This window comes from Sphaerospermopsis sp. FACHB-1194, from assembly GCF_014696235.1.
Taxonomy (GTDB): domain Bacteria; phylum Cyanobacteriota; class Cyanobacteriia; order Cyanobacteriales; family Nostocaceae; genus Sphaerospermopsis; species Sphaerospermopsis kisseleviana.
Genome location: NZ_JACJPU010000098.1, coordinates 1 through 5,325, shown reverse-complemented (window position 1 = coordinate 5,325; position 5,325 = coordinate 1). Strand labels below are relative to the sequence as shown.

At 34.3% G+C, this 5,325-nt stretch carries 5 protein-coding genes; 1 reads left to right on the top strand and 4 read right to left on the bottom strand.

Annotated features, from left to right (window positions below; genetic code table 11):
• Positions 1-256: 256 nt before the first annotated feature.
• Together H6F45_RS25960 and H6F45_RS25955 are read right to left on the bottom strand one after the other, a co-directional pair.
• Positions 257-2,431, bottom strand: coding sequence for an ATP-binding domain-containing protein (locus H6F45_RS25960; protein ID WP_190348796.1), 2,175 nt, complete (start codon positions 2,429-2,431; stop codon positions 257-259).
• 243 nt (positions 2,432-2,674) lie between these two features.
• The gene (locus tag H6F45_RS25955) at positions 2,675-2,941 is read right to left on the bottom strand and encodes a hypothetical protein (RefSeq protein ID WP_190348795.1); all 267 of its coding nucleotides are present in this window, start codon (positions 2,939-2,941) and stop codon (positions 2,675-2,677) included.
• 158 nt (positions 2,942-3,099) lie between these two features.
• Between H6F45_RS25955 and H6F45_RS25950 the strand changes: the two genes are divergently transcribed.
• Positions 3,100-3,807: a Uma2 family endonuclease gene (locus H6F45_RS25950; RefSeq protein ID WP_190348794.1), complete on the top strand. Its 708-nt coding sequence runs from the start codon at positions 3,100-3,102 to the stop codon at positions 3,805-3,807.
• Positions 3,808-3,914: 107 nt separating this feature from the next.
• Here the strand turns inward: H6F45_RS25950 and H6F45_RS25945 are convergent, their stop codons facing one another.
• Together H6F45_RS25945 and H6F45_RS25940 are read right to left on the bottom strand one after the other, a co-directional pair.
• Positions 3,915-4,892: a serine/threonine-protein kinase gene (locus tag H6F45_RS25945; RefSeq protein WP_190348793.1), complete on the bottom strand. Its 978-nt coding sequence runs from the start codon at positions 4,890-4,892 to the stop codon at positions 3,915-3,917.
• Between the two features lie 249 nt (positions 4,893-5,141).
• Positions 5,142-5,325 (bottom strand): zinc ribbon domain-containing protein (locus H6F45_RS25940; protein ID WP_190348792.1); only part of this gene is annotated, 184 nt, incomplete at its 5' end.

Genomic DNA, 5,325 nt, shown 5'->3' with positions numbered 1-5,325 from the left:
TATTTGTCAGAAAATCACTCAATACGCCTTTGATAGTTTAGGTGAGGCTTTCCAGAGATTTTTTAAAGGACAGTCTAAATATCCCAACTTCAAAAAGAAAGGGAAAAATGATAGTTTTACAATTGATGCTGGTGGTAAACCAATTCCTGTAGGTGGTATATCAATAAAACTACCAACAATTGGATGGGTAAAAACTTATGAAGGATTACCTCATACCACCTGCAAAAGTATTACTATTTCTATGTCTTATAAAATATCAATCCCCATCCCCAATATCCCGCTTAGGCGGACGCTTATAAGCAAAGGTGAAACTCTCACCACTAGCAATGACTTTCCGCATCTCATCATACATGGGATAATTACCTACACCACTTAAATTTGCCCAACCCCGCGCCCTCGTTAACGCAACAAACAACTGGTTACGAAAACTTACATCACTTTCATTCCGTGCAACGTGATCAAAACCTACCACATAAACCATATCTGCTTCATGGCCTTTTGCGCGAGTAATACGAGAAACCGTCACCCCACCATCACACCAAAATTTATCAGGATCATTATTGGGATATTGGGGAACTAAATCATTTAATTTTAAAGCAGTGGGAATATAAACATCAATGTCCTGTTCCATTAAAAAACTTGCAACAGATGTTTCTAACTCCATTACTTCCAAAGGTGAACCTAAAACTAAAACCAAAATATCCCGACTGGGGTTAAGTCCATCATGGACAATATTGTGCATTATCTTTTCTGATAAAGCAGTCATTTCTGCTTCATGAGAAGAAAAAGTTTCAAATTCTAAAACCGGTTCTCCCCACAGTTCAGGAATAGGGTTTGGTGAAAATTCAGGTTTTCTAGTAATAGTAATTGGTTGACCAACTCGGCGAAAATCTCCTTTTACTTCATAACCAATTCTATGCCAATCTTCTTTATTTGTAATTCCTGTTAACATTCCTTCAGGACGTAATAAACCCATTCCCATTGCATGAGCAGCAGTTAAAATTTGCCCGGGTGTGCGATAACAACGACGCATTACTTCAGAACGTTTAATACCTCCAGAATATAGAGGTTGTTTATTCAATAAATTACTTAATTTTTCCCCAAAAACTTCCTTAGCTTTAGGAACTACTAAACTATCTAAACTTTGCGCTTCATCATAAGCCCAAATTAATCTTTTTTCTTCGGTTTTATCTTCACTTACTGGTTTTAATGCTTGATAAGCTAACCAATAAATTGCTTGTTTATCTTCATATTTTAAATCATCATCTGCTACTAAATCTTGACCTTCATCTATCAAAATTGCATCAAACATTGGTTCAATTTTGATTTCTTCTAAAAGTCGTTTACTTAAATCTATTAACCCCCGGTTTGGTTGTCTTTCCTTAGTATTCTGGACTGTTCCCGGTCTTTTTCCGTGATATTCACAAATGGTACTGTATAAACCAGGTTGTTCTTTTGCACCCCAAGCATGAAGTACCTGTAATTTTAAATTTGTTTTGGGATCATAGTGCATTTCTCCACAACTAAAACGCCGTATCCATTGATCCAATAAACCAATCATTAAATCATATAAGGAACGGGTAAAAAATACTAAGGCAATATCCCAATCTGGATGTTTCAAGTGCATACTTGCGGCTTTTTGACAGAGTAAAACTGTTTTTCCTGAACCTGCAATACCGCGAATACGTTGGGGACCGGGAGGAATTTCTTTACCGATATGTTCCTGTTGTAAATCTATTTCATAGAGTTTTTCTCGTAAACTGTCAATAACAGCAGAACGGGTTTTTCCTATAGTTGCAACTCGTTCACGGGGAGGTTTACGCAATACGGGAGTACCGCCAACTACCGAAAGTAATAATTCCCAATCTTTATCTTCGATATTTTCACCAGGAATGATAATATTAGCTTGGTTAATGCGTTCTATTAAACCAGCTTTACCTAATTGATCTTGAAAAATAATTGGCGGAATATCGGGTAATTCATGAAAACCTTTTTCTTGCCATTGTTGTGATGTAATATGCGGTAAGGCAATGATCGCTCTACCGTTAATTTTTCTCCAAAGTGCAGCTTCTCTATCACTATAGGATATGATTGATCGCAGTTGATGTTCTACAATTTGATAGGGATTGATTTCGGTAACGTCACTATTTTGCAATTGCCAAGTTTGCCTGTTAATATTAGTAATCTGGTCAATATTTAGAGATTGAACAGCAATGACTAATACTCCAAATTCTCGATCAACTATTAATATATCCGGTTCTTTTCTGGTTTCTCCTACTTTGAAAAAAATAGGATACCGCCAATATCCAATGCAGTTTCTATCTGCAAATGCACCCCGTACAGCATCCCATACTTTCTGCTCTCCGTCTTGATTTTTTATAGCTTCGGTAGTGATAAATTTGCTACCCTGTTCTTCGATGCCTACAGCCATTTGTTTTACCTGTATAAGATGGTTAATACTGTTAAGCTAACACTATCTATAGCTTGTGAACAGTGAGATTATACGGATATGGGTTTTTCCGTATTTTTAACTATAAATTTACGGTTTTTCTCAAAAAAATGTGAATTTGTGTAAGTTACTGTCAGTACAATATTGATCAGAACATAGTCAGAACATAGTCAGAACATAGGTTGATGCATACACTGGTATCTAGTACAAATTTGAAAGTATTCGTCATCTATCTCTATCTTCTCTAATCATTTCTGTACTATCTCGCAACTTCAAATCTGCTGGATTTGAACGACGAATATTTTGGGTTTCTTCTAATAGTTTCAAAATTTTAGTACGTCTTCCTGATTCTATTTGCTGTTGTTCTATGTCTAATGCTGTTTGTAAAAGTAGTACAATTTGAGATTCTATAGAGTTATGTTCAGCCTTAGCTAGTTTTACTATTTGTTGATATAATTCATCGGGTAAATTGAGATTGTTAAGAGTAGTCATTCTGAAAAATCCTCAAGTTATTATTTTTTATTGTTAATGATTATAACATAAATACTCTACACTCACATCTATTTGTTTTGTTATATTTTTTATTTTCATTTTTATTTTTACTTTATTTATGTTAAAATCAACATATTATAGTTATAGTGAAGACGATTATGTTAAATTACGATTTGCGTCAATGTCTTCCATCTTCTGCGGAACTTCCTGACTCTGATGATACTCCAGTGGATAACGAATTACAAAACCTAATTCCTAATTTATTAGAAGCAATTTTAGCTTTAGTTTGGCAAAATAGAAATGATTGGTTTTTTGGTGTGGATATGAGTATTTACTATGCACCAAGTAAACCACCTTTAGTTCCTGATGGTTTTTTGAGTTTGGGTGTAGAACGTTTTATTGGTGAGGAAGGAAGGTTAAGTTATGTACTGTGGGAGGAAGATAATATTCCCCCTATTTTTGTTTTAGAAGTTGTGTCTAAAACCTACGGGGGCGAATATGAAAGAAAGAAAATTGACTATGCAAAGTTAGGAATTTTATATTATGCAATTTATGTCCCTAATCGTCAATGTCGGCGAAAACGTCAACCTTTGGAGATTTATAAATTAGAAAATCATCAATATATTTTACAACCTCAAGGGCAGTTATGGATGCCAGAAATTGGTTTAGCTTTAGGAAGAGAAAGGGGTACTTATTTAGGGAGAAATAGAGAATGGTTATACTGGTATAATCAACAAGGTGAAAGGTTGCTAACTCCTGAAGAGTTTGCACAACAAGAAAAACAACGTGCAGATCAGGAAAGATTAAAAGCGGAAAGGTTAGCGCAGAAATTACGAGAATTAGGAGTTAACCCAGATGATATTTAATTAGTAGTTATATATCCCCAGATCCCCGACTTCTGCGATCAATCTACATTTTAGTTATAGGATAGTAAAAGAAGTCGGGGATCTGATCACTGGTATCTATTCAATTTCTATTCTGATTTGATAATTTTTCCCGTAGTTTCAGGAATTTGCTCATTTTGTTTTTTCATACCTGGTAACATTGCAGTATGAAAAATCAGGATAGAAATTAATGTGAACATCACCCCAAATAAAATCATATCTGTTCCTGAACGACTAGAAATACTCACAGATGAATTATTTATTTTTCCATTTGATAAAGGTATTGTTTTCTGTACAGATGGGGGTTTTTGTAAGTCTTTAATTATTTCCTGCGCTGATTGATATCTGGTATCTTGATATTCATCAATCATTTTACATAAAATCTCTTTTAAATCATCGGTAATATTAATATCCCTATACCAAGTATCAGTTAAATTCTCAGGTTTTAATCCCGTAATTAATTCAATTATTGTCATTCCCAGTGCATAAATATCACTATTTTTTTTTGGATAACCTCTCATTTGTTCTATGGGTGCATATCCACGGGAAAATATATTAGTACCTGGTGTTTGTAATCTTGTATCATTGGGATTTTCTGCTTTGACTGCACCAAAATCTATTAAAAATAACTTGTCATTATGATCTATCATAATATTATCAGGTTTAATATCACGATGGATAATACCTTTTTTGTGAATATAATCGAGTATTTTTAAGATATCTAAGAGAATTTTTTGAGATTTTTCAATACTCAAATTTTTAGCTTCATGCAGTTTTTCCCTTAATGTTTTACCATGAATATATTGTTGTACTAAGTAATATTGTTGATTTTCTGCGATATAATCTACAAAATCAGGAATTTGTTGATGATGCAACTTTTGTAAAATTTCTTTCTCATCATTAAACTTGCGTTGAGCGATCGCTATTTTATTTGGCTCTTTGCTAGAAAATGTCAATTGTTTAACCGCGTACCTTTTTCCATACTGATCCACTGCTAAATAAGTTGTCCCAAAATTACCACTTCCTAAAATTTCGAGCAGTCGATATTTTCCACCAATATTATTCATATAGCACCACCAGCACAGAGATGATCCCCTTCTTCATCTTCAGCATCAGCAAAGATTAAGAAATTTTACTTAATCTATACTATACCAAATATGCTATGATTGGTGAAATTTACCTTGGTTGATTTATTAAGTATTTTTACGGTAATGATTCAGGGGTAAGATCCCCGACTCCTGTGAATAAACCATAATTTCTTGTGAGGCGTAAATGCCTCAACTGGCTTTCATCCGATACAAAAAAGCTAACTAATGCTAACAAAAGTTGGCTTTTTCTTCCTGTTTCACCAGTTCGACTACGCTCACTGAAATCCTAGCAGTGTCGGCACTATCTAGTCCACAGGCTAACACGATCAATCTGACCGCTTCTTGTTTTAAATTAATCGCAGCGTTTAAATCTCTGTCAATCTCAAAGCCACAGTTATCACATTTAAACACT